Source organism: Kaistella sp. PBT33-4 (genome assembly GCF_029194425.1).
Taxonomy (GTDB): domain Bacteria; phylum Bacteroidota; class Bacteroidia; order Flavobacteriales; family Weeksellaceae; genus Marnyiella.
Map to the genome: position 1 here is coordinate 364,889 of NZ_JARFYL010000002.1, position 20,862 is coordinate 385,750.

Sequence of the window (20,862 nt, forward strand, 5' to 3'; positions counted from 1 at the left end):
GAGATAGCGATTTGGTTTTGGTTGGAGCTTAATTCCTTCCATTGACTTTCAACCTGCCCCTCGGGATTTAAATATATACATTATGTGATTCGTTTTACAGGAACACAAGCTCAATTGCAAGTGCTCCCGCTTTCTCAAATGCAAAATAAAATTAAAAAGTGGAAGCTCGATCAAACAATCTATGAGAGAAAAATACGAGAACAAAATTTAAATATCCCTGATAATGCTTTTATTAATCAAAATGGATTGGAAAAGGTATTTTTTAAACTCTGCAGAATATGGGATTGCAAATCTAATAACTTTGCAACGCGTATTTGACAATAATGAAATTTATAGTATAACACAAAATAGTGATGGATCTTTAAATTCCCCGTCACTTTGTAAATAAAAATAATATGAAAGCGATTTTAAAAAAAATCTTGCCTGTTATACTTACAAAACTAAATGCCGCTCAGTTCAACTGCATGTATTCGCCAAATTCAAGTATGATTTAATGGTGATGTCTGCCCTCCCGGCCAGGATTTAAAAATCTACCTTCCTGTTACCGGAAATTTAGTATTTACCAAACAGTAAAAGCAAACTTCCGCCAGCGTTTTCGCTTCTGTCTATCCTTTTTATTATTTTTTTAAGAAACTTTATAAGGCAAAGATTTTTCCTAATCCTTATCTTTGAGAATTAACTTTAAAAAATAACAGCATTATGTCATTCGAATTACCACAGTTAGGATATGCTTACGACGCGTTAGAGCCTACCATTGATGCAAGAACAATGGAAATACACCACACAAAACACCACCAGGCGTACATTGACAACCTAAACAAGGCTATTGAAGGTACTGAACTTGAGGGAAAATCCATTGAAGAGATCTGCAAAACAGGAACGGACAAGGCGGCGGTTAGAAACAACGGCGGCGGACACTTCAACCATACTCTTTTCTGGGAAATCATGACTCCCGGTGGCAGCAAGGAGCCTGTTGGAAACGTGAAAGCGGCTATTGAAACTTATGGCGGTATGGAGAAATTCAAAACTGATTTTGCCGAAGCTGCCAAGACAAGATTCGGCTCCGGATGGGCATGGCTTTGCAAAAAAGGCGATGGTTCGGTAACTGTTTGTTCTACACCCAACCAGGACAACCCACTGATGCCGGTATCTGACTGTCAGGGAACTCCGGTTCTTGGACTTGATGTTTGGGAGCACGCCTATTACCTGAATTACCAGAACAAAAGACCTGATTACGTTGCAGCGTTCTTCAGCGTTATTAACTGGGATAAAGTAGAGGAGCTTTTCAATAAATAAGCTTTTATCATATAAAACAGAAGGTCCGGCAAATTGCCGGACCTTTTTGCTATCTCGAATAATCCATGGCGCTAAGGCCGGTGAACCTCAGTTTATATTTCCAGTTCACAAAGGCGAATACCTGATAGAGTTTATACTCGAAATCCAGACCGTAATTTTCGTTAGGATCGTAGTCAATTGAGGATTCTATGATGTTCCTGTAACGTCCGGACATATAATAGGAGTTCCACTCGTTTACCAGGCTTCTGTTCCGGTTTCGAAGGGTTTCCAGTGAGTACATGCTTTTAGGCTTGGCAATGGCATTCATAAAGTAATCAAACTGTGAGTCAATTACAGTCAGGTCCCATTCACCATCATCTTCTTTATTTTGTTTAATGGTGGTGTCGTTACCTTTGGTCTGTTGGGAAGTGCAACTCATGCCTCCAAAATAGAGCGCGAGTAAAAAGATCAGCTTTTTCATGTTGAATCAGATATATAGGTAAAGCTACAAATTACTAACCATAAAAAAACCGGAACAGCAGTCCCGGTTTAGATTTTATTACAGGCAGTTACCTGGCTGCTGTATATTCTCTCTGAAGCACAGAAACGGCAGGGAAGTGGTCACTGTAACCTCCTGTATATCGGTCGCCGTCCCAGGAACGGTAAGGATAACCTTTCCACTGGCCCTGCGAGTTTACCAGGTAGGACGGTGCGAAAATCTCCGCTTTGTATACAGAATAGGTGCCCGTCATTTTTTCCGGTGAATAAAGATTTTTTGAAACAATGATCTGGTCGAACAGGTTTGGTGCATCACGGTAGGCCAGTGAGGCAACACCTGCTTTGTACAGTTTGGTCATCAGGTTGTAATACGGTGACTTGTCGGAAAGCTCAGAAGGTTCGCCTACGGCACCTAGATGCTTCCTGAGGCTTGGGCTCACCGGGTCGTCGTTGAAGTCGCCCATGGCGATAAGCTTGATGCCCGGACTTTCGGCACTGGCTTTATCCATCTCTTCTTTCAGCGCAGCAGCAGCAGCGATACGTCTTGGCAGTGAACGGGCTTCGCCACCGCTCCGGGAAGGCCAGTGGTTCATGAAGACCGCGATTCTTTCGCCGTCAAGCAGGCCTTTCATCACGATAATGTCACGGGTATAAACCCTTTTGCCTTCATCGTCAAAGATCTTTATTTCCTTTTTATAGGTTTCCGTTGGGCGGAATCTTTTTTTCTGATAGATAATGGCATTGTCTACCCCCCGTGCGTCATATGAATTGAAGTGCACGATGCCGTAATCACTTTTAGCCAGTAAGGGTTGGCTGATGAGGTCCTGCACCACCTGGCGGTTTTCAATTTCAAGAAGACCCATAATGGCTGGATTGTCATTGGTATGCTGACGGCCAAGTTCTGAAATTACCTTTGCCAGTTTGCCCATCTTGTCGTTATACTTCTGGGTGTCCCAGTTCTTGGCACTGTTTGCAGTGAAATCATCGGCCAGGACCTGTTTTCTGATGACTTTCTTGCCTGTCAGCAGTTCATCGCTCCAGGGGCCACGGTAGTCCTCAGTGGTTTCCATCAGCTCTATAGAATCCAAGGGTACACTGCGGTGAAATGCCGGATTATTCCTGTTTTTGGTCCCGTCTATATAATCGAAGGAGGGAACAGTGTCCCAAAGGTTTTCCACGTTCATGAAAGCAACGGTGGCGCGCTGCACCTGCTTTTGCGAAAATACCATTCCGAAGCACAGTGTGGCGGTGATAATCAGATATTTTTTCATTACAATATTTACAGTTATTTTAAGGGTGTAAAATTAATAATTATTTGACATCTAAACTGCAAAATAGTTAAAAATAGATTCGTGATAATATGTGCCGCAGAAGGTTTTAAAATGCTGAAAATGTCTTTATAAGGTCCGCAACGGTTCTGTTGAGTTTGATTCAATAAAATGTTAAATATGTTTAACTTAACAAAAATTAAGTTTAATTTTGTAGCCCTTTATGGAACCAGTATAAAAAGTAAATTTTAAATAATTTGTTATGATTAAAAAACTGTCCTTAATCTCATTGTTTACACTGCTGCCTGCGTCTTTTTACTTCGCGCAGACCACTGTGTATGCTTATGTAAAGGATGCCGCAGGAAAACCCGTTGAGAACGCCGAAATCGATCTGGCACAGTCCGGCAACGATGTAACGGCCGACAAGATCGGATATTTCCAGTTTGTAGATATGCAGCCCGGCCGCTATCTGATTACTGTTTTCAAACCAAGCTTTGAACCAAAAATTGTGGAGTTCGAAGTTTCGGCAGATGAAAAAAGAAAGGATCTGGGTGTGATCAGTCTAAATCCTTCGCCTACCGATGCGGGCGTATTGGTTATTGACGATTCTGCAGCCGACAATGACGAAGGTGGTTCGTCCATGCAGCCTACCATTGGTCTGTTAAGTTCAGGAAGAGACGTGTTCCAGAGTGTTACGGCCTTTGAACTGGGTGCCTACTGGTTCCGCCCGAGAGGTGTTGAGAACCGTTATGAAGATATTCTGTTCAATGGAGTTTCGATGTCCAAGAATGATGATGGCCGAGTGGATTTCAGTAACTGGGGTGGTTTGAACGACGTTACCCGTTACCCTTTTGAGAACGTGGACAATATTACACCATCTGAATATACCTTCGGTAACCTGGGAGGTGTGGTATATTACAATACCCGTGCTTCCAGCTACCGTAAGCAAACTTCTCTGGCTTACTCCTTTACCAACAGAAGCTATTTCCACAGAGCAATGGCTACTTATTCCAGCGGTCTTACAAAGAACGGCTGGGCTTTTACATTCTCGGGAAGCCGCAGGTGGGCAGATGATGGTGTGATAGACGGTACTTATCAGGATTCGTACGCCTATTTTGCTGCAATTGAAAAACAGTTCAGCTCCAGACACGCAATTAACTTCACCGCTTTTGGTGCACCTACTTACCGGGCTTCCAATTCTCCTAATACTCAGGAAACGTATGACCTGATGGGGAAGAATTATAACTCCTACTGGGGATGGCAGGATGGTGAAAAAAGAAATTCAAGGATCAGGAGGGTATTTGAACCTGTTTTCATGCTTACAGATTATCTGAAATTAGGCGAAAACAGTAACTGGAACAATACCATTTCCTATCAGTTCGGACGCGACGGACGCAGCAGGCTGGACTGGTTCCACGCTGCAGATCCTAACCCAACCTATTACAGAAAATTGCCGGGATATATGTACAGCGGCTTCCAGCTGCCGAACTCCGATGGTGGAGAGAATATCACGGATGCCGAACAGGCACAGTTTAATGACTATGTGAACCAGTGGCAAACCAATCCGCTCATCAGCCAGATAGACTGGAATTCCCTTTATTCAGCCAATATCCTGAACCGGTATGACATGAACGGGAACGAGCAGGGTGCGGTTTATACCATTGTGGAGGACGTTAATAAAGATAAAACTTTGAACTTTGCCTCTCACTTCGATACGAAACTTGCTTCCAACTGGAAACTGAACCTGAACTTCAACTATCAGAATCTGAAGTCGGATAATTTCCGTGAATTGAAGGACCTTCTGGGCGCGCTGTATGCCAACGACCTGAACGCATTCAACAATGATGCACCGAATGATGCAGACAATCCGGGTCGTCGGGTAATGGAAGGCGACAGAACACAATATTCCTACGATCTTTTGCGTAATACCTATGCTCTGAACGCTTCTACAGAAGTGGATTTCCCAAAGTGGAATGTGATGGCCTCTGTGTTCTCTTCTTATTCTGAGTCGCAGCGCGAAGGTAAGTTCAGAAACCCTCTTTATGCTGACAGCAAAGGAAAAAGTGATATTTACGATGCGTTTGACGCCGGGATTAAAGGTAGAGTGACCTATAAAATAGACGGACGTAACTTCATCGTTTATAACGGTGCGCTTTTCAGTCTGGCACCAACTCTTAATGAGATATTCATCAATCCGAGGGCTACAAACCTTATTACTCCGGGGGTAGAAAATCAGATTATCAACTCCAACGACCTGAGCTACATCCTGAGAGGTCAGATCCTGAAACTGAGACTGGGTGCTTATCACACCACAATGAATAACGCTACGGAAATCTCCAGATATTATGTGGATATCTCCAGTGAGACTGCAGATCAGGGTAATGCACTTGTTGCTGAGGTGTTAAGCGGCATCAACAAAACCTACAAAGGTCTTGAACTGGGTGCTGAAGTTAAGATTACACCAACCCTTTCTGCAAATGCGGTTGCAAGTTATGGCGATTACAGAATAACCAATAACCCGACCGTCTATACTACGGATGATGACAGTGTTGAGCGTTTGGGTAGCCCTGTACGCGAATGGGGAACCGCTCAGCTGAAGGATTATAAGGTTGCCGGGACACCTCAAAAAGCTTATTCCTTTGGACTTAGATATAATTCAACAAAATTCTGGTGGTTAGGAGCTTCCGCAAACTATCTGCAGGATCAGTTCCTGGATTTCTCCGCACTTAACAAGACCGCTGCGCTTTATACAGATCCTGTTACCGGCGACAATTATCCGGGAGTTACTCCGGAGCAGATCGCAAGGCTGACCGCTCAGAAGAAATTTGAAGACCAGTTTATGCTGAATGCCAATGCAGGTAAGACATTTGTATACGGAAAGTACAGGATGGGCGTGAGTGTAAGTGTGAACAATATCCTGAACAACAGGGATTATGTAACAGGTGGTTTTGAACAGGGCAGAAATGTAAACTTCCCTGAATCACTGGCCGATGCCAACCGTACCTACAGCTATTTTGGTCCTAAATTATGGTATGACAGAGGAAGAACCTTCTTCGCAAATGTTTATTTAAGATTCTAATAATAAAAAGACGATAATGAAAAAATACAGTTCATTTTTAAGATCTCTGTACTTCATGATGGCGGCCCTGCTTATTACGGGTTGTGTACATGATGATATTTATGATGATCCTAATCTGGCCGGCTACGAATGTAAAGACCTTACGGCCAATATGACCATAGGCCAGGTGAAAGCGTTGAAACAGTCGGGAGTTGCTTATATCTTTCCGGATGCGTCAGCCCCGGAAATGATTATGGAAGGATATGTTTCATCTACAGACGAGTCCGGAAATATTTACAAGACCATTTACATCCAGGATAATCCTGAAAACCCTACCCATGGATTCACCATTAGTGTAGATGCGGTAAGCACTTATACTAAGTTCCCGCAGGGATCCAAAGTATATATTAAGCTGAACGGTTTGGCACTTGGAACGTATGGCGGACTTATACAGCTTGGCGTAAAGAATGCTGCTGCTACGGGACCTGATGCAGTTTCCAGAATTCCTGAAACCGCAGTTCCTGCACACATTTTCAGATCCTGTACAGAACGTGCGAAGATTGTACCTAAGGTGCTTACCCTTGCCCAGATGACTTCAGCGAATGACGACCTGCTGGGTGCTTTGATACAGATTAACAATGCTGAATTTGACCGTACTGTTCTGTGCTCAGTTTTTGCACCGGACGGTGCTAGTGTAGACCGCCGTATTAACGATGGAACGACTACTGCTACGAGAGTCGTGAGAAACAGTGGTTTTGCTTCTTTTGCGAACCAGACCCTGCCAAGCGGGAACGGAACTTTCGTGGGGATCATGAGTAAGTTCAACTCTACTTACCAGATGTACATCAATAAGATCTCCGACCTGGATATGAATAACTTCCCAAGGCTGGACGGTATCGCGGCGGATCCCTGTGCCCTGGACCTTACGGGCCTTACACCAAAGACTGTTCAGGAAGTGAAGCAGATGTTCAGTGGTTCACTAACTGAAATTACCGGTAACTATGTGCTGAAAGGAAAAGTAACCGCTAATGACGAAACAGGTAACCTTTTCAAATATATCTACATTGAAGATTCGACAGGTGGTATCCGTGTGAATATTAACAAAAACAACCTGTACCAGGATGCCAGATTTAAAGTAGGTAAAGAAATTTACATAAAACTGAATGCTTTACGTATAGGTAATGTAAATGGTGAACTGCAGCTGGGGCAGCTGTTTAACAACAATGTAGGTCAGATCGCGGAAGCGGATGTGTATAAAACCTTTTTTGACAGCAAAAAGCCTTTGTCTGCACCGGTTCCAACCGAAAGAACGATTACCCAGCTTACAATGGCCGATGTGGGAAGATGGATTAAGATTAAAGATGTAGAATTCATCAACACTGACCTGGGTAGCAATTACGCTTCATCTCAGCCTACAAACAGAACTTTAAAAGACTGTAACGGGAATACCATTTTACTTCGTACAAGTCATTTTGCATCCTTCGCTGCACAGGAAATTGATGGAGGCCGTGGCGATGTCTATGCTATTTTAAGCGTCTTTAACGGTACCTATCAACTTTGGATTCCGAAACAGATCCATGCCGATCTGGACGATCCAAGATGTGACGGCACCGTTCCGCCAACAAAGATATTCATGGAAGATTTCCAGAATGGTCTTACCACAAACTGGACAAAAGTGAGTGTAGCCGGACCTCAGGAGTGGGGTACATCTAACCAGGGTGCTGGTTCCAACTACTACGCAGTGATGAACGGTGGTACAGCTGCTAATGAAGACTGGCTGGTATCAAACCAAATATCACTGTCCGGATACGGAAATTATTCATTGTCATTTGATTCCGACGGTATGGGTGCGGCAGGATTGCCTTTACAGGTATTTATTACCGACAACTATTCAGGAAACCCCGCAACGACTACGTGGACACAGCTAACTGCGCCAATCGATACTAACCTTGGTGCCTGGGGCTTCATTAATTCAGGACTTGTGAACTTGAATGCGTTTGCCAACAAGAATGTGCGCATTGCATTTAAATATACAAGTACAACTTCAGCTTCAACAACATGGGAGTTGGACAATGTGAAAGTGCTGGGACAGTAAACTGCTTCATGTAAACCTAAATCAGAAAAGACTGCGAATCCGCAGTCTTTTCTTTTTATGTAATGATGTTGAACTTAAAACGAAACCTCATTAACTTCTTTTCCTCTCTGGAAGTTCATTGTTTTTTGATTTCCTTTGTAAGCAATGTTCACCAAATTAAACTGCCTCGGAAAAGTGCCCAGGAGAATAGTGTTTTTGATCTTCATACTGTTTACCTCGCCTACTCCTCCCGATTCAAAGTATACCCAAACTGTCTCACCTTTTACCTGACTCCCGGTAAATGTCAGGGTCTTTGGGGCGCCGTTCACGTACACGTCGAAATTATTGTTCACATATTTCTTTACCTCAGCCTCAAACTGAGCAGTATTCGGATTGATTTTTATGGCGTCCGAAATATGGCTCGTATTCAGCTTTGTGGTGAATTTAAGTGTTTTGCTGCCTTCTACAAAATCCACCTTGGTCATTGATGAATAAAAGTCCTGCGAAGCAAAACTCAGCATCACCATAATGGCGAAAATGGAAATTATATGTAAATATTTTTTCATCTTTTTATCATTTTTTATTGCATTGAAGCAATTCCACAAATTTTGACAAATTATATGCCAATTAGAAGTTCACTCCAATGGTGTATTTATCGTAGAATGCCTTGATATGAGCAACAGCCTCATCAGCAGTATCAACAATGCGATACAGGTTCAGGTCCTCTTCAGAGATCATTCCGTCCTTTAGCAGTGTTTGCCTGAACCAGTCCAACAGGCCACTCCAGAAATCCGAACCTACCAGTATCACGGGAAACCGCGCAATCTTAGCGGTTTGTATAAGCGTAAGTGCTTCAGAAAGTTCATCCAAAGTTCCGAATCCACCGGGCATTACAATGAAACCCTGTGAATATTTAACAAACATTACCTTCCTCACAAAGAAGTAGTTGAAATCCATTGAATAGTTTTTATCTATATATGGATTAAAATGCTGCTCAAATGGTAAGTCAATATTAAGACCGATTGATTTTCCCTCACGCTGTCTCGCACCTTTGTTGCCGGCCTCCATAATTCCGGGTCCTCCGCCGGTAATGATCCCAAAACCGATATCTGTGATTTTTTCAGCAATCTCAACGGCCAGCTCATAATATTTGTCACCTTCCCGCAGCCTTGCCGAGCCGAAAATGGACACGCACGGACCTATCTTTGCCAGTTTATCGTAGCCGTCTACAAGTTCCGCCATGATCTTGAAGACCATCCAGCTGTCTTTGCCAATGGACTCATCCCAGGTCTTTTCACGAAAGTGGCTCTGTACACGCTGGTCCAGTTCTTCCTCCGGCCCGGTCATTACTTTGGTCAGGCCTTTTCCTCTCCTTATTTTACTCATAAATTTCTTATTTAAAATACTTTTCGGCAATGGCTACAGCTTCCGGTTTTCCTACATCCACTAAATTTGCAGTATGCTCAAAGCCATAAATCTCTTCCGTTCGCATCAGATCCAAATACTCTTCCATTATAGAAAAGCTTCCCGTACGACGGATTTTACTGAAAATGGTACTGTTAATGCAGTGTATGCCGCTAAATGCAAGTGGCTTAAAATCTAAGTTTGGCTCTGCGAGCCGTTCTGCACCTGTTTCCAAATTAACCCATCCGCGCAGCAGTCTTTCCATGTTAAAAAGCAGCTTTCTGGAGCTCTTTCGGTCCGAAACCGCGAGGGTGACAAAATTCTCGTTGTCCTGATGACTTTTCACCAGGTCAGAAATATTCAGATCGGTTAAAATATCTGCATTCATAATGAGGAAATCAGCCCCAGATTCAAGGAATGGCCTGGCAAAGACCAGTCCGCCGCCGGTTTCAAGAAGCTCTGCCCGCTCATCAGAGATTTCAATCTTCGCGCCAAAATTGTCATTCGCCATCAGGAACTGTATGATCTGATCCCCAAAATGGTGTATGTTGATTACAAAATCATTAATTCCATGGGATTGCAGGTATTTTATATTCCTTTCCAGTAAGGGCACGCCGTTTACAGGTGCGAGCGCCTTAGGGTGATGGTCTGTGAAGGGTTTCAGACGAGTGCCTTTTCCGGCGGCAAAAATCAGTGCTTTCATAAGCCGTACTTAAACTGCAATTTCACTGTTAAGTTGTGGCTGCTCATCATGATGCACAATGACCTTAGCCTGCGGGTATTTTTCCCGAATAAATGCCGCTGTTTTTTCAGCACAGTAAACCGAACGGTGCTGTCCGCCGGTGCAGCCGAAATTGACCTGAAGATGCTCGAACCCCCTTTCAAGGTAATTTTCAATACTTATAGAGATCATATTCTGCACCAGGAGAAGGAATTTGGGCATTTCTGTTTTGGTTTCCAGATATTCCTGCACCGAAAGGTCGCGGCCTGTCTGTGCTTTGTATTCTTCAATACGACCCGGATTCAGTATGCCCCTGCAGTCAAAGGCAAAACCTCCACCGTTGCCGGTATGGTCTTTCGGTATTCCGCCCTTTTTGTACGAAAAACTGTGTATATCTACTGTTAAACTCATTCTTTTCTTAATATGTGATTAATTCTATTCCTTGTTTCGCTGCTATATAGTGTTTCTGTCAACTTCTTCAGCTCGGGATAATGATCCATGTCAGGCCAGTTTTTACCCAGTTGAAAAAGGTTTTCTATTCCTGCATCCAGGCTGCTGATAAAGTGCTGTTTTCTCTGAATAAGACCACGGAAGCCATAAGCACCTAAAACCTGCATAAAGCGAATGAGTTGCAGCGGACCGACAGATTGCTTCAGTTCCAGGCGCACTGAAGGATCAGTATGCATGTCAACGAAGTAATCCAGCATCTCCGTACGGAAATCCGCAGGGAAGTTGGCCCTGGCCTGGAAGAGAAATGAGATCACGTCGTACATGGCCGGCCCTTCCATCGCCGACTGATAATCGATGAAAAATACCTCATCTTCCTCATTCACCATAATATTCCGCGACTGAAAATCCCGAAGCATAACGCAGCGGGGCCCCAAATGGGAAAGTCTGGTAGTCAGTGTCCGGAATTCCTGAAGCAGACGGGCTTTGTGATAGGGAAGTTCCAGTACGTCTGCAATGAAGCTCTTGAAATAAAAAAGATCATTCTGCACAGGGAGTTCATTGTAGGAATCATACTCAAAAGCGTTGCTGAAGTCAATTTTGCCTGCAGTTTGCTGCTGAAGTTGATAAAGGTTTGCCAAGGTTTTCTTTACCAGTAGGACAACCCGTTCCGTAACTCCTCCTTCAGCAATAATTTCGGAGAGTGTCCTGCTGCCCAGGTACTCCTGGATATATAATGTCCTGTCCTCCGAAATCCTGAAAATTTTTGGGGTATTGAGTTGCAGCTCCTGAAAAGCCTGTGTCAGATAAAAGAAAGACTCATTTTCCCGGATATTCCTGTTACTTGTAACAATAAAGCTGCGTTCTCCGGAGATGGCGACATAGTTTCGCCGCGGGGAGCCGCTTTCGGGAAGTGCGTAAAAAACGGAACATACCGTGCCGGTATATTTTTCAAGAAATTGTTGAGCTTTTTCCAAATGACAAGACTATCCCGCAAATATAACACATTGAATGTGATTTGTTATATTTGCCGCAGCATGCCTTTCATCAGCATTAAAATCAGCATAAAACAAAGGCTGAAAGGCTGAATAGAGGAGAATTTGTTAAAAGGAATATGATGAGAAAGTGGTTTACGGTGTTTTTTTCGGTAATGATGATTTTAGGTTCAGCACAGTCTAAAAAAACATCGGCAGCGGTAAAGGCTCAGGCGGCAAAACCAGCGCCGGCTATGATAAACCCGGACATTCCCGCGCTTATTCCCACCAAAAGAAACGGTTTATTCGGCTTTGCCAATCAGCAGGGTAAGGTCATCATCAAGCCGGAATACAGCAATGTTGGCTTTTTTACAGAGGACTGTAACCTATTGAACTCTCCCAACGTGAAAGCCAGGAAATTCGGCAGTGCAAGTTATGCTTCCGTGCGCCGTCAGGGAGTGGATTTCCGCATAGACAGGATCGGCAAAAGGGTTTATCAGTATAAAGATGCGGACCTGGCCCAATGTCCCTTTGTGTTCATGAAGCAGCGGTTTCATGCTTACGTTCGCAGCGGTTTCTATGGCATTATAGAGCAGCCCTATTTTAAAAGTGAAGACGATTATCGCAGCTATGTAATTTATCCGCAGTATCAGTACCTCCATATTCTGGAAGGCGATGACCTGGACCGGCCCATGATTGTGGCTTCGCAGAATGACCGGTTCGGTATTATCGATATTAATAACAACGTCGTGATCCCTTTCGAATATTCCGATATCAAAAGAAATTACAGCTGGAAACTGGCAAAACTCTTTGAGGTGACCAAGGACGGTGTGAACTATTTTTATATTGATGCCCAAAACAAAGGCTACTGATAAATTTTTTGTATTTTCGCGCCAGAAAATTGAAGGGGTGCTGTAAAAAGCTGAGATTATACCCAATGAACCTGGAACAGGTAATGCTGTTTAGGGAGCGGTCTTCGGATCTTTTATTGTATAATTTTTTACGTCCCCTTTTATTCAATTAATCTTAAAAATTAAAAGAATGAAAGGATTTGTTATTTTAGGACTTTGCGCGGGTCCTGTCTATTTTGCGCAATCTATGCCGGCTGACACGGCAAAAATTCAGGAAATTGAAAGTGTGACCTTTACAAAACGTCTGCCCGTTGCACGTGAAATCGTAAACGTGGCAAAGGACCTGGACCACAAAAACCTGGGTCAGGATTTGCCTGTACTCCTCAAAAACCAAACTTCAGTAGTGGCCACCTCCGATGCGGGAAACGGAATTGGTTATACCGGTTTCAGGATTCGTGGTGTGGGAGGAAGTGGCATTAATGTGATGATGAATGGCGTACCTTACAATGATTCGGAATCGCAGGGGACTTTCTTTGTCAATGTGCCCGACCTTACCAGTTCGGCGTCGCAAATCATCATACAGCGGGGTGTAGGTACCTCATCCAACGGTGTTTCCGCATTTGGAGCTACCGTAAATGTAATTTCCAAAGATCCCGCCGAAACATTTTACGTCCGTTCCGACAATTCATTCGGTTCGTTTAACACCTATAAGTACTCGGCTGAGGTTGGATCAGGAAAATTCTGGAAAAACCGCTTAAGTTTGATGGGTCGGTATACCGGCATACAGTCAGATGGTTATATAGACAGGGCAGCTTCTGATCTTAAGTCCTATAATCTGAGTGCCCTTTTTGAGGAAGGGAATACGGCTGTGAGATTCCTTGCGTTCGGCGGCAGGGAAAAAACCTATCAGGCCTGGAACGGCATTGACCGCGAAACCTGGCTTACAAAACCACGGACCAACTTCTCCGGGGCTATTTATGATTCCAATTGGGAAAATATCGTAGGTTTTTACGATAATGAAACCGATAATTATCGCCAAAACCACTACCAGCTGCTCTGGAATCAGCGTTTTAACCCGCAGTGGAAACTGGAAACCACTTTGCACTATACAAAAGGCAGGGGCTTCTACGAAAACTATAAGCAGGGAGCGGCTTATTCAAAATACAACCTTCCCGACCAGGGTGCTTCGGAGTATTCAGATTTCATCCGCAAGAAATGGCTGGACAATGATTTTTACGGCGGAGTAAGCACACTCTATGGCAAGTTTGATAATCTGGACCTGAATATAGGTCTTGTGGCAAACCATTATTTCGGTAAACATTTCGGTGAGGTGTCTGATGTGTATGTACCAAATATTTCGGGGCACGAATACTACCGCAACAACGGAGTGAAAGATGAGCTTGCAGGTTTTGCGAAAGCAATTTACCGCCTGAATAAGCTTGAAATCTTTGGTGATTTGCAGCTGCGTAACATTACCTACAATACCGAAGTAATTATGGAAGGCGATGGTGAAGGCATGGATCTTAGTAAAGAATGGCTTTTCTTTAATCCCAAGTTTGGGTTGAATTACCTCATTAATTCGGGGAAGATCTTCCTGTCCTACGCTCATGCGCAGCGCGAGCCCAGCCGCGATGATCTTTTTGCCAACACGCAGACCCAGCCGGAAAAACTTCATGATTTTGAGGCCGGAATGGAAAAAACACTGGGTAATGTAATGCTTACAGCCAACCTGTATTTCATGAACTACCGTAACCAGCTGGTTCTGAACGGAAAGATCAACGATATTGGTGAATTTATCCGCGAGAACAGCGGTAAAAGTTACAGAACGGGAATTGAGCTGGCCGCGGCAGCAAAACTTACGGACAACTGGAGTCTTTCGGGTAATCTAAACCTTAGCCGAAACCGCAACCGGAATTTTATCCGACAGGATGCCAGCGGAATTCAAAACCTGGGCGATACACCCATTTCCTTTTCACCGGATATGATAGGGAATCTTATGGTGAATTATACTCCTCTTAAAAATTTCACCCTGGGCTTGCAGAATCAGTATGTAGGCAGGCAGTTTCTGGACAATACAAATGATACCCAGCTGCAGCTGGATGATTACCTGCTTACCGATTTTAATGCGAGATATATTCTGAGCCTTAAAAAAACAGATTTGGACTTCAAGCTCCTGGTCAATAATATTTTGGACCGCAAATATGTGAATAACGGTTATGTTTATGATGGCTCACCCTATTACTTCTCCCAGGCAGGCATTAATTTTATGTTCGGAGTTTCTGTTTTACTGAAGAAATAATAGGTTTCAGTCTAACTTGCGGATTTTGATTCGGCGAAAATTTTTTTCGCCGAAAAAATCCTAAATTTGCGGACACATGAATATCTCTGCACTTATTCTCGAATATCTGAAGGACAGGCATAAAGCTACGGTTACCGGCTTTGGCGATTTCCTGCTGGAAAATTCGGCGGCCGTTCTGACTCCGGAACATAAAACCCTGCTGCCACCGGCACAAAAGATAGTCTACCACCCGGATTACGGCGTTTTGGGTTCTGATTTCGAAAAATTCGTGGCCGAAAAACAGGGTCTGAGCGCCGAAAAAGCTGCGGAAGAAATTAAACTGCAGGTCACCTTTTGGAAAAACAAGATTAATGAAGGCGAAAACTTCAGCCTTGAAGGTCTGGGTGTTTTTAAAATCTCAGCCGACTCTGTTCATTTTGATGGTAACAGGATTGCGGGAGATCATTCCGACTTCTACGGACTGGAGGAAATCAATCTTGCGGAATTAGGCAAGCGCCGCGGAAATTCAAAAATCCCGGGCGAAAAAAAACCTTATTCCATAGGCAAGGCGGCAGTTTGGCTTCTGTTGCTGGCGCTGCCCATAGGAGCCTTAGCCTATTTTGGGGTTACCCAGCCTGAGTTGTTATTTGGCAGAAAGTCCTTTACACCAGAATCCCTGGAGAAAATGAAGGACACAGTGAAAGCCGTGCCCGCAAAAAGAGATACAGTCAATCTGATGAAACTGGATTCGGTGCAGGCCGATTCCAATAAAACAACAGCAGCGGTTCCGGTTGCTCCAAAAAAATGGAAATCACAGAAAAATCCTACTAAAAAATGGCGCAAACCAAAAAAGCAAGTGAATCACTAACGGTAATGACCAATATCGTTCTTCCGAACGAAACCAATTCGCTACGCAATCTTTTCGGTGGCGAACTGCTGGCGAAGATGGACCGATGTGCGTCTATCTCTGCCGCACGCCATTGCGAAAGACGCGTAGTTACCGCCTCGGTAAACCATGTATCCTTTAATCATCCTATTCCGGAGGGTGGCATCGTTGTGCTGGAATCCAAAGTCTCACGGGCTTTCTCTACCTCCATGGAGATTTACGTTGATGTTTGGCTGGACGACCCTATTAATCAGAAAAAGATTCATACCAATGAGGGGATTTACACCTTTGTTGCGGTGGATGAATTTAACCGTCCGATTCCGATTCCTAATATGGAGCCTGAAACCGAGCAGGAAATTTCGCGCTATGAGGCAGCTTTACGCAGAAAGGAACTTTCCCTGATCCTGTCCGGACGTATGAAGCCCGCTGACTCTGTAGAGCTCAAAAAGCTTTTCGGTCAGGGTTAACGGACTTTCCGTAAACTGAATAATGAAGATACTCCAGCTTGATAAAAATCACCCGCTGATAGAAGAGCAACTCTCAGCAAAAGGCTTTAATGTTGATGCGGATTTTACCAGCAGCTACAGCCGGCTTCTGCAAATTATTGCGCCCTACGATGGGATTATTATCCGAAGCCGCGTCCCTATGGACCGGAACTTCATCCGGCAAGCCAGAAATCTTAAATTTATAGCGCGTGTAGGTGCCGGACTGGAAAATATTGACCTGGAAGCTGCCGCAGAGTTTGGCGTTGCAGTCATCAGCTCGCCCGAAGGCAACCGCGATGCCGTGGCCGAACATGTGCTGGGTATGCTGCTGGTACTGACTAACCGACTTTTTATTTCCGCAGAAGAAGTTAAGCAGGGATTTTGGAAAAGAGAAGAAAACCGCGGCGATGAACTTGCAGGAAAAACTTTCGGTATTATTGGTTATGGCCATATGGGTAAGGCAGTCGCCAAAAGACTTTCCGGCTTTGCGCTCAAGACCGTATTTCATGATATCCTGCCAGGCCTTGGTGATGATTTTGCCAGACAGGTAAGTCTGAAGGAATTAATGAGGACCGCTGATATCGTAAGTCTGCATATTCCGCTCACCGACCAAACGCATTACCTGGTGGATGAGGATTTTGTTAATGGAATGGCTAAAGAATTCTACCTCATCAATGCCTCGCGGGGAAAGAATGTTAAAACGAAGGCTTTAGTTCATGGATTGAAGACCGGTAAAGTCAGAGGAGCTGCGCTGGATGTCCTCGAGTTTGAAAAACCTTCTTTTGAGAATCTGGGTTCTGAAAATGAAGATTTGGAATACCTTCTTCAGTCCAATAAGGTTATTGTGACTCCCCATATCGCAGGCTGGACCCACCAGAGCAAAGAAAAACTGGCGCAGGTGATTGTAGATAAGATCCTGGCTAAGTTTGGTTCCTGATGCCGGCACTTTCAACTGTTTATAGACCATTTTTTGATGAATTATATAACAGGAGACCTCTAATCTTGTAAGGCTTCCATTGTTAAAGTATTCATAATGTCCTGCCGTATCACCATACAGGCTTTCCCTTTTTATTAAATTGCCGCTCATTTTGTAAAGTTAATAATGAGAAAGAGTTTTTGGCTGGGGTTGCTGTGTGTGATGTTGTTGGGTTCATGTAAAAAAGAACTTCAGATACTTGATAAAGAGGCCACGACACAGCTTCCTAATTTTGGAAATGTAAAGCTGGATGAGGTATTTAGGGGTAAAGAAAATAAGCATACAGACAGTGATTCCATCAATGCGGTAATTCAGCATTATTACCGGACAGTTTGGGAAGGTGGTGACCTTTGGGGCGGATTTCTGATCGCCAGAGGCGACGATATTCTCTATGAAGGATACCGTGGCTTTGCACAGGACAACAAACAGGAACCCATTAACCAATCCACGCCTTTGCACGTTGCGTCCATCAGTAAAACAATTACCGCTATGGCAGTGATGAAGTTGGTGGAAGCCGGAAAGCTTGACCTTGATGCTGAAGTTGCGGAATATTTTCCCGGTTTTCCTTATCCGGGGGTCACGGTAAAGTCATTGCTTACTCAGCGCAGCGGCTTGCCTAAATATGAGTATTTTATTGAAAAAATTGAGCCTGCGCCGGCAGAACTCAGCAAGAAATTTCTCACAAACCGGGACATTCTGAACCTGATGCTCCGCCACAAGCCGGAAGTTGCGCGCAGTCCCAATACAGGATTCATGTACTGTAATACCAACTACGCCATGCTGGCGCTCCTGATTGAGAAAGTTACCGCCACTCCATTCCCATCAGCCATGGAACAGATGGTTTTCAAACCTTTGAAAATGGAAAACTCATTTATCTTCCAGGAAAAGGACACACTTACGGCTTCCAAGTCTTTCTTTAACCGCGGTCCGAAAGTTTATCCTTATGACCGGCTGGATCTTATCTATGGTGACAAAAACGTATATACTACTCCGCGCGATTTACTCAATTTCTCGCGTGCGATGTACGCTGACAATTTCCTGCGCGGGGATCTGAAAAATATGGTCTTTGAGCCCTACAGTAACGAGCGTCCAGGAATTAATAATTATGGCATTGGTTTCCGCATGAAGGTTTATGATAACGGTAACAAGCTTACCTTCCATACCGGATGGTGGCATGGCACTAATTCCGTATTTGCTCATCTGCTGAATTCCAATGTAACCATCGTGGCAATAGGAAATAAATTCTCCCGTCAGCCTTACACCGCACTGTCGCTGGCAGGTCTTTTCGGGCAGTATCCCATTGAAATAGACCGCCTTAAAAATACAATGAAACAAGGCGCCCGTGCATCTTCCGGCAGTGAGGAGGATTCTGCAGATGTAAATGGCGGATAAATCTTTAAATTTGCACAAAATCAATTAATGCTGAAGCCATTTTACCTTATAATCACCGCATTACTTCTGTTTTCCTGCGCCAGAGTAGGTTCTCCTGTAGGAGGACAACGCGATACCATCGCACCCAGGGTAATTGGCTCAAATATAGACACGCCCAGAGTAAATGTGCCTGTCAACCTGAAAGAACTGCGAATTTCCTTTGATGAATACATCACCCTGAAGGACGCAAATAAGAACCTGATTATTTCACCTCCGATCAGAAAAATAAAACGTATCCTTCCCTCCAGCCTGGCTACCAAAGAAATTGTGATCCAGTGGGAAGATACACTCCAGGCTAATACCACTTACAGCTTTAATTTCGGCAGCTCGATTCAGGACCACAACGAAGGGAATATGCTCCCTTACTATAACTATGCATTCTCAACCGGTGAAAAAATAGACGATCTTTACATCAGTGGTGAGGTTACAGAAGCGCTGCAGATTAAGGCTGTTCCGGCTAAGGTGAGCAGAGTTGTAGGTCTTTATCAGGACAAAGACTCGATGGATTACCGTCAGAAGCCCTATTATATTACAAGAGTGGACGACGACGGTTACTATGAACTGAATTATCTTTCACCCGGGACTTACCGCATCATCGCTTTTGAAGACGCGAATTCCAATTCTGTTTACGATCCCGGTAAAGAAAAAGTGGGTTTCCGTAAAGAGCCTGTAGTAGTTGAAAATTCTGTGTCGGGATTGCCCATCAGTCTGTTCCCGTCAAAAAAAGCATTCCGTTATCAGGAAATGAAGGACATGCCGGGTGGGGTACAGATGCTATTTGAGGGTAATCCACAAAGTGTAGAAGTGAAGGCGGTATCCGAAAAACTGAAAGAATATAAGGTCACACACCGAAGCAAATCGGATACAGTAAAGATTTGGTTTGATGCTTTGAAACAAAGTATTGGAACTGATGTAAGCGAGAATCTGAGGTTCAGCTATGCTGCAGAAGGCAAACAGGATACGGTTTCCCTTTTCTACAAGAGAAATCCCGATGCTGAAATGGTGATTTCCAATGATGGTGGAGCCCTGCTTCCGCCCCAAACCGATTTTAAAGTGACCAGCAACTATATTATTGACAGGATTCAGCCGGAAAAATGGACGCTCACCATAGACAGTCTTACGGCTGTTCCGTTTACTGCCAGGATTTCTGAGACTAATCCTTACCAAATTCTGGTTAATGCCGCGTTTGTGGAAGGTAATAAATACCAGCTTACGATTCCAAGTAAGACGGTTTCCTCCTTTTATGAATCTACTGCCAAGCCTTACCGCTTCGATTTTGAGGCTGATAAAGTCCAGAATTTCGGCAGTTTTACTGCGCGCCTGAGCAATAAACCCGAGGCACGCTTCTGGCTGCAGCTGCTGGACTCATCGGAAAAAGTGCAGTACACAACGTTTACTGATGCAGCTGAAGTAAAGTTCAATATTGTGAAACCGGGTGAATATTTTGTGCGCATTTTGGTGGACAACAATGGTAACGGGCATTGGGATGAAGCCGACTTCCTGAATCAGCAGTTTGCCGAGGATGCTTATATTTTCTATAAAAAAGTAAATATCCGCCCGCTTTGGGAGTTGGTGGAAGACTGGGATTTAAAAGATACCCGCAGACTTGATCCTGTAAAACCTGAATCAACTGCTCCGCAGGCAACTACCCCAAATACTTCGGCGCCCGTCCGGAACCCACAGATTCGCGGCACTGTGCCCGGTACAAGACCTGAAAGAACTTTGGAGCGGAGATGATGAAAAAAACCTTGAAAATTATCTTCTGTGTTGTAGCTGTTCTTTTGCTAATTCAGCTGATTCCTGTAGACAGAAACAATATTCCGGTAGATCCGGCGGCAGATTTTGTGAAGCGGACGGGAGCCCCGGCTGAGGTAACTGCCGTCCTAAAAAGATCCTGTTACGACTGCCATTCAAACGAAACCGTTTATCCGCAGTATGCGTATATTGCACCATTCTCATGGTCGGTGAAACATCATGTAAACAAAGGAAGAAAGCATGTGAATTTTTCGCAATGGGCAGCCTATAATAAGGAGCAGAAACAGGGGATTCTTGAAAAGACAGTGCACGTGTTGGAAGACCGAAAAATGCCGCTGCCGGTGTATATTTCGTATCATGAAGAGGCTGCGCTTACCCCTGCCGACCGTAAAATGCTGGCAGACTATTTTAGATCTTTAGCCGATTCCAAAGAAAAATAAACGCCTTCCGTAATGGAAAGCGTTTTATTGCTTTGTTTACT

At 44.1% G+C, this 20,862-nt stretch carries 18 protein-coding genes and 1 riboswitch; of the genes, 11 read left to right on the plus strand and 7 right to left on the minus strand.

Annotated elements, in window-relative coordinates:
• Nucleotides 1–699: 699 nt before the first annotated feature.
• Entirely contained in the window at nucleotides 700–1,296 is a 597-nt protein-coding gene (locus tag P0M11_RS04680; RefSeq protein ID WP_275624659.1) for a superoxide dismutase, read from the plus strand.
• A gap of 49 nt (nucleotides 1,297–1,345) precedes the next feature.
• Here P0M11_RS04680 and P0M11_RS04685 read toward each other — a convergent pair whose 3' ends face one another.
• Nucleotides 1,346–1,756 (minus strand): DUF6146 family protein, encoded by a 411-nt coding sequence (locus tag P0M11_RS04685; protein WP_275624660.1) that lies wholly within the window; start codon nucleotides 1,754–1,756, stop codon nucleotides 1,346–1,348.
• A gap of 88 nt (nucleotides 1,757–1,844) precedes the next feature.
• Complete coding sequence (locus P0M11_RS04690) at nucleotides 1,845–3,044, minus strand: endonuclease (RefSeq protein WP_275624661.1); 1,200 nt, start codon at nucleotides 3,042–3,044, stop codon at nucleotides 1,845–1,847.
• A gap of 259 nt (nucleotides 3,045–3,303) precedes the next feature.
• On the opposite strand from P0M11_RS04690, the gene P0M11_RS04695 reads away from it, so the two are divergent.
• Entirely contained in the window at nucleotides 3,304–6,120 is a 2,817-nt protein-coding gene (locus P0M11_RS04695) for a TonB-dependent receptor (RefSeq protein ID WP_275624662.1), read from the plus strand.
• A 16-nt stretch (nucleotides 6,121–6,136) separates the two neighbouring features.
• The gene (locus P0M11_RS04700) at nucleotides 6,137–8,194 is read left to right on the plus strand and encodes a DUF5689 domain-containing protein (protein ID WP_275624663.1); all 2,058 of its coding nucleotides are present in this window, start codon (nucleotides 6,137–6,139) and stop codon (nucleotides 8,192–8,194) included.
• A 74-nt stretch (nucleotides 8,195–8,268) separates the two neighbouring features.
• Here the strand turns inward: P0M11_RS04700 and P0M11_RS04705 are convergent, their stop codons facing one another.
• The 5 genes from P0M11_RS04705 to P0M11_RS04725 form a co-directional block, all read right to left on the minus strand.
• Nucleotides 8,269–8,739, minus strand: coding sequence for a DUF6702 family protein (locus tag P0M11_RS04705; protein ID WP_275624664.1), 471 nt, complete (start codon nucleotides 8,737–8,739; stop codon nucleotides 8,269–8,271).
• Nucleotides 8,740–8,800: 61 nt separating this feature from the next.
• The gene (locus P0M11_RS04710) at nucleotides 8,801–9,520 is read right to left on the minus strand and encodes a TIGR00730 family Rossman fold protein (protein ID WP_229723879.1); all 720 of its coding nucleotides are present in this window, start codon (nucleotides 9,518–9,520) and stop codon (nucleotides 8,801–8,803) included.
• Nucleotides 9,521–9,566: 46 nt separating this feature from the next.
• A complete protein-coding gene (locus P0M11_RS04715; RefSeq protein ID WP_275624665.1) occupies nucleotides 9,567–10,280 on the minus strand; it encodes a nucleotidyltransferase family protein in 714 nt (237 codons plus the stop codon).
• 9 nt (nucleotides 10,281–10,289) lie between these two features.
• Complete coding sequence (locus P0M11_RS04720) at nucleotides 10,290–10,709, minus strand: RNase adapter RapZ (protein WP_275624666.1); 420 nt, start codon at nucleotides 10,707–10,709, stop codon at nucleotides 10,290–10,292.
• Nucleotides 10,706–11,722 carry an aminoglycoside phosphotransferase family protein gene (locus P0M11_RS04725; RefSeq protein WP_275624667.1) on the minus strand — a complete coding sequence of 339 codons (1,017 nt, stop codon included), beginning with the start codon at nucleotides 11,720–11,722 and terminating at the stop codon, nucleotides 10,706–10,708. The genes P0M11_RS04720 and P0M11_RS04725 overlap by 4 nt, the downstream gene beginning before the upstream one ends.
• Nucleotides 11,723–11,859: 137 nt before the next feature.
• Between P0M11_RS04725 and P0M11_RS04730 the strand changes: the two genes are divergently transcribed.
• The 8 genes from P0M11_RS04730 (at nucleotide 11,860) to P0M11_RS04765 (ending at nucleotide 20,821) form a co-directional block, all read left to right on the plus strand.
• The gene (locus P0M11_RS04730) at nucleotides 11,860–12,591 is read left to right on the plus strand and encodes a WG repeat-containing protein (protein ID WP_275624668.1); all 732 of its coding nucleotides are present in this window, start codon (nucleotides 11,860–11,862) and stop codon (nucleotides 12,589–12,591) included.
• A 23-nt stretch (nucleotides 12,592–12,614) separates the two neighbouring features.
• Nucleotides 12,615–12,705: riboswitch (TPP riboswitch) on the plus strand.
• Nucleotides 12,706–12,760: 55 nt separating this feature from the next.
• Complete coding sequence (locus tag P0M11_RS04735; RefSeq protein ID WP_275624669.1) at nucleotides 12,761–14,869, plus strand: outer membrane beta-barrel protein; 2,109 nt, start codon at nucleotides 12,761–12,763, stop codon at nucleotides 14,867–14,869.
• A gap of 76 nt (nucleotides 14,870–14,945) precedes the next feature.
• Nucleotides 14,946–15,716: a hypothetical protein gene (locus P0M11_RS04740; RefSeq protein ID WP_275624670.1), complete on the plus strand. Its 771-nt coding sequence runs from the start codon at nucleotides 14,946–14,948 to the stop codon at nucleotides 15,714–15,716.
• A complete protein-coding gene (locus P0M11_RS04745; RefSeq protein ID WP_158063104.1) occupies nucleotides 15,683–16,201 on the plus strand; it encodes an acyl-CoA thioesterase in 519 nt (172 codons plus the stop codon). Before P0M11_RS04740 ends, P0M11_RS04745 begins: the two co-directional genes overlap by 34 nt.
• A 22-nt stretch (nucleotides 16,202–16,223) precedes the next feature.
• Nucleotides 16,224–17,156, plus strand: a complete 933-nt coding sequence (locus P0M11_RS04750; protein ID WP_275624671.1) for an NAD(P)-dependent oxidoreductase — start codon at nucleotides 16,224–16,226, stop codon at nucleotides 17,154–17,156.
• A gap of 165 nt (nucleotides 17,157–17,321) precedes the next feature.
• Entirely contained in the window at nucleotides 17,322–18,587 is a 1,266-nt protein-coding gene (locus tag P0M11_RS04755; RefSeq protein ID WP_275624672.1) for a serine hydrolase domain-containing protein, read from the plus strand.
• 27 nt (nucleotides 18,588–18,614) lie between these two features.
• A complete protein-coding gene (locus P0M11_RS04760; protein WP_275624673.1) occupies nucleotides 18,615–20,363 on the plus strand; it encodes an Ig-like domain-containing protein in 1,749 nt (582 codons plus the stop codon).
• Complete coding sequence (locus P0M11_RS04765; protein ID WP_345774352.1) at nucleotides 20,360–20,821, plus strand: heme-binding domain-containing protein; 462 nt, start codon at nucleotides 20,360–20,362, stop codon at nucleotides 20,819–20,821. Before P0M11_RS04760 ends, P0M11_RS04765 begins: the two co-directional genes overlap by 4 nt.
• The last annotated feature ends 41 nt before the right edge of the window (nucleotides 20,822–20,862 follow it).

Bases quoted from the DNA above. Each gene is read 5' to 3' on its own strand.
- P0M11_RS04755 (WP_275624672.1), top strand. From the start codon at position 17,322: ATGAGAAAGAGTTTTTGGCTGGGGTTGCTGTGTGTGATGTTGTTGGGT.
- P0M11_RS04715 (WP_275624665.1), bottom strand. From the start codon at position 10,280: ATGAAAGCACTGATTTTTGCCGCCGGAAAAGGCACTCGTCTGAAACCC.
- P0M11_RS04685 (WP_275624660.1), bottom strand. From the start codon at position 1,756: ATGAAAAAGCTGATCTTTTTACTCGCGCTCTATTTTGGAGGCATGAGT.
- P0M11_RS04750 (WP_275624671.1), top strand. From the start codon at position 16,224: ATGAAGATACTCCAGCTTGATAAAAATCACCCGCTGATAGAAGAGCAA.
- P0M11_RS04740 (WP_275624670.1), top strand. From the start codon at position 14,946: ATGAATATCTCTGCACTTATTCTCGAATATCTGAAGGACAGGCATAAA.
- P0M11_RS04680 (WP_275624659.1), top strand. From the start codon at position 700: ATGTCATTCGAATTACCACAGTTAGGATATGCTTACGACGCGTTAGAG.
- P0M11_RS04735 (WP_275624669.1), top strand. From the start codon at position 12,761: ATGAAAGGATTTGTTATTTTAGGACTTTGCGCGGGTCCTGTCTATTTT.
- P0M11_RS04745 (WP_158063104.1), top strand. From the start codon at position 15,683: ATGGCGCAAACCAAAAAAGCAAGTGAATCACTAACGGTAATGACCAAT.
- P0M11_RS04690 (WP_275624661.1), bottom strand. From the start codon at position 3,044: ATGAAAAAATATCTGATTATCACCGCCACACTGTGCTTCGGAATGGTA.
- P0M11_RS04720 (WP_275624666.1), bottom strand. From the start codon at position 10,709: ATGAGTTTAACAGTAGATATACACAGTTTTTCGTACAAAAAGGGCGGA.
- P0M11_RS04760 (WP_275624673.1), top strand. From the start codon at position 18,615: ATGCTGAAGCCATTTTACCTTATAATCACCGCATTACTTCTGTTTTCC.
- P0M11_RS04705 (WP_275624664.1), bottom strand. From the start codon at position 8,739: ATGAAAAAATATTTACATATAATTTCCATTTTCGCCATTATGGTGATG.
- P0M11_RS04700 (WP_275624663.1), top strand. From the start codon at position 6,137: ATGAAAAAATACAGTTCATTTTTAAGATCTCTGTACTTCATGATGGCG.
- P0M11_RS04730 (WP_275624668.1), top strand. From the start codon at position 11,860: ATGATGAGAAAGTGGTTTACGGTGTTTTTTTCGGTAATGATGATTTTA.
- P0M11_RS04710 (WP_229723879.1), bottom strand. From the start codon at position 9,520: ATGACCGGGCCGGAGGAAGAACTGGACCAGCGTGTACAGAGCCACTTT.
- P0M11_RS04765 (WP_345774352.1), top strand. From the start codon at position 20,360: ATGATGAAAAAAACCTTGAAAATTATCTTCTGTGTTGTAGCTGTTCTT.
- P0M11_RS04695 (WP_275624662.1), top strand. From the start codon at position 3,304: ATGATTAAAAAACTGTCCTTAATCTCATTGTTTACACTGCTGCCTGCG.